Source organism: Cyanobium sp. NIVA-CYA 375 (genome assembly GCF_056108345.1).
Map to the genome: position 1 here is coordinate 1 of NZ_JBSYHW010000135.1, position 3,443 is coordinate 3,443.

At 48.9% G+C, this 3,443-nt stretch carries 2 protein-coding genes; one reads left to right on the top strand and one right to left on the bottom strand.

Annotated elements, in window-relative coordinates; all coding sequences use genetic code 11:
* Positions 1-538: 538 nt before the first annotated feature.
* Complete coding sequence (locus AC01FP_RS16550; protein ID WP_474481764.1) at positions 539-2,071, top strand: IS5 family transposase; 1,533 nt, start codon at positions 539-541, stop codon at positions 2,069-2,071.
* Positions 2,072-2,863: 792 nt separating this feature from the next.
* Here the strand turns inward: AC01FP_RS16550 and AC01FP_RS16555 are convergent.
* Positions 2,864-3,443, bottom strand: a 580-nt coding sequence (locus AC01FP_RS16555; RefSeq protein WP_474481765.1) for a hypothetical protein, incomplete at its 5' end; no start/stop codon positions are given.

Sequence of the window (3,443 nt, forward strand, 5' to 3'; positions counted from 1 at the left end):
ATTATGTCGGCCCAAAAAGCACTCGCCGATCTGATCTGCAAGTACGCTCTAGGGTACTTCGAAAAATCAGAATACTCCCTGATGGTGATTCTCGTTAAATCATAGTCTCACTGCCTGTATTGGCGAGTTCTGTGGAATAGACAAAGCTTTTGGGAAGAAAATCAAGGCGCGGCCAAGGTTTAGGTGTAAAAGTCAGTCCTCGAGTGGCTGAGTGAATCAATCAAATTGGAATCATTTCGTCACTCCTTAAAATGGGCTACACCCAGGAGCGTCAAAGCAATGCAGTGTGCACGAGGATTAACCTGCTGATCTTTTTCAATCTGCTCAATCTCAAGCAGCTTTTCATCCTCAGCCATGATGAGTTTGAATTTCAGGTAATCGACATGTGCTCTTTTTAAGAGTTGAGCGTGCTGTAAGTAATTAGGGCCTCCTGAAGAAGGGCAAACCAGTTACGCCGCAATGGATATGAGCAGTTTCTGGCGGTAAAATGTACGCAAATGGGTCCATTTGCGCCCAAAAGCTGCTCAAAGTTTTCCACATGTATCGGCGCGAGCATCGTGATCAGCTCTCGTTGCAGGATTTCTTTCTGCCATTTGGTGGCCAACTCTCAGGTGATAACCGCTGGATCAAGTTGGCCGATTTGATCCCATGGGACGAACTGGAAGATGACTATGCAGCCCAGTTCTGCAAAGGTTTTGGTGCTCCCGCCAAGCCATTTCGCATGGCTCTGGGGGCTTTGATCATCAAAGCCCGCTTGGGGCTCACGGATGAAGAGCTCGTTGAGCAGATCAAGGAGAATCCCTATCTCCAGTTCTTCATTGGCCTAGAGAGCTATCAGTATTCAGCGCCGTTTGATCCATCGATGATGGTGTACTTCCGGAAACGGCTGCCGGAATCGGTGGTGAATGACTGCAATGAACGAATCGTGCGTCATGGTCTGAATGTGATCCATTCTTTCGCAGCTACTGGTCACGATGACGACAGCAGCCATGGAGGTGGGGCCGGCCGCGCAGGTGATCAGCGGATTGGATCCGACACAATAGAGCCCAATCAGGGCTCATTGCTGATTGATGCAACATGTGCTCCGGCAGATATCCGTCACCCAACAGATCTCTCTCTGCTCAATGAAGCCCGAGAGATGACCGAGATGCTGATCGATGTGATGCATTCACAGGTCAGAGATGCCTTTGGCCATAAGCCTCGCACTCACCGTGAACAAGCCAAACAGCAGTTTCTGGCTGTAGCCAAGAAAAAGCGACCACGAATCAATAAAATCCGCAAAGCGATTAAGCAACAGCTTGGGCATCTCAGGCGTAATCTGGCCAGTATCGACACCCTAATCGTTTGTGGTGCAAGCCTTTTGGCGGCTGGGCGATATGCCTACCAGAAGCTCTTGGTTGTCAGCGAGCTGGTCCGTCAGCAGAACATTCTTTACCACTCTGATAGCAGAAGTATCCCTGATCGCATTGTCAGCCTCAGCCAGGCTCATGTCAGGCCAATCGTGCGTGGTAAGGCACGATGCAACGTTGAGTTTGGAGCAAAGATCTCCATCTCGGTGACAGGTGAAGGCTTTACGTTTCTCGATCGACTCAGCTTTGATCCCTACAACGAAGGAGAAGACCTGAAAGGCCAAGCGAGGGCTTATCGCCGCCGTCATGGCCACTACCCGAAGGTTATCTGTGCAGATCAGATCTATAGAACTCGCGCCAATCGAGCATTCTGCCTGCGGCATGGCATTCGCTTGAGTGGCCCGCGACTGGGACGCCCCAAGAGTCATCCAGAGTTATTGGCTGAAGAGAAGCGCCAATTCCTGGATGATCAGAGACAACGCAATGCCGTCGAGGGAAAGATCGGTCAGGGCAAACGACGGTTTGGATTGGGTCTGATCCGCGAGAAGCTCGCTGTCACCCAAGGTGCGACCATTGCACTGACTGTACTTGTGATGAACCTCGTGAAGCTGTTGGAGCTTCTTTTTATCTTTTTTGCGGCCTTGCTATGCCTTCTCCTGGTCAAAGAAGGCGATCGTAGTAGTCGCACTGTGCCACTGAAGCCTCAGATAGCTACTGCGTAACGATCGGGCTGCGGGCTCAAGTAAGTCCCTTTTTTCGTTGAGGCTGATCCCGAATTCACTTTCTCAGGAGGCCCTAATTAACAGCATTCCCTATGCCACCATAGTCGCCTTCTTTTGAGTGAAGCTTAGAAAGGCTGAAGTGATTGAGTATATCTTTGAGATGTTTGAGCCAAATCTCCGATCCCAGGGTCGCCAAACGCGTGGCGGTTAGATCATCACTGCGACTCTCGTCCCGGTTCCCTAGCAACGCACTACCTTAGAATAGACCAATGAAATCTAAGCCGGGAGGCAGCCAGAAGGTTGAGATGAGAATCTAAATCGATTCCAGCAGAGGCATTTAGATGCTCTCTGAGTCTACATGAATTGCATAAGTTACTATGGATGCAAGAATAGTGCCTCTGTCGATGTCCACCATGGCTTCACTCGCCGACAGGCTGTAACTCCTGCTAATTATCACGACGGCCAGATGCTTCCATGTCTCCAAAAATCAGTAAATAAACATGTCTATGTCTATGTCTATGTCTGTGCTGGCTTGGCTTATTCAGTTGCAGCTTTTAGGATCTTCCATCTCACGGGTTTCGAAGGTCTGATCCGCGAATAAGTCGCGCGCAATCATCCACTTGGCAACGTAGTCTAGGATTTTAATGGTATTAAGTCGGCCAGCATGGCCTGCGTTGAGAATATCATCGGCTGCGTGACAACGTCTATGGGTGGAAAGTTGACAAGAAAGATTGGCTTGGAGAGTACCGAGTCTTGGTGGGCTCTCAAGAACCTGGATTTAAACTTCCTCCTCTATCTCCAGTTCTCTTGCAATGTCGGACTGGTTGCCTGAATGTCACCGAGATGCACTTTATGAGTCTGGCGACTTAACCACGAATCGACATGGGCTTCACGCGTCCATCCGTCTCTTTGGCGGCTTTTTCCTGATGGTAGTAAATATTGAAGTCGATTATGCGAGACATCTTTTAGGTAATACCACTTATTTCCATAGAGTCTGCAAGAAGTCATTGGATTCGACGTGAATAGCCCTCCCTCAATATTGACAACCTGATCAATCAACTTATCGTAGTTTGCCGTGAACGTTGTACGAGGAATCCCGCAATGAACTTCCACCATGTCTCCAGTCTTTACGCTATCAACATGCTGGGCTCGTTCCAGATTCCACATCGACCGGTCAAGTCCATATCCAGTAACAACTTCAAATCCGTTGACTGAAACAGTGCATAGTAAATCCCAAATGCAACCATAGTTTAAATGAGATACTGGGCCTTCAAACATAACATCATAGACTGATTCGCTTTTGTTATTTAATGACTCATGAATCACATCGCAGCTTCTGTGTGCTTCGGTGGAGCACCTCTGTTGCCACGAG

Coding starts and splice junctions, on each gene's coding strand:
- AC01FP_RS16550 (WP_474481764.1), top strand. CDS start 539: ATGTATCGGCGCGAGCATCGTGATCAGCTCTCGTTGCAGGATTTCTTT.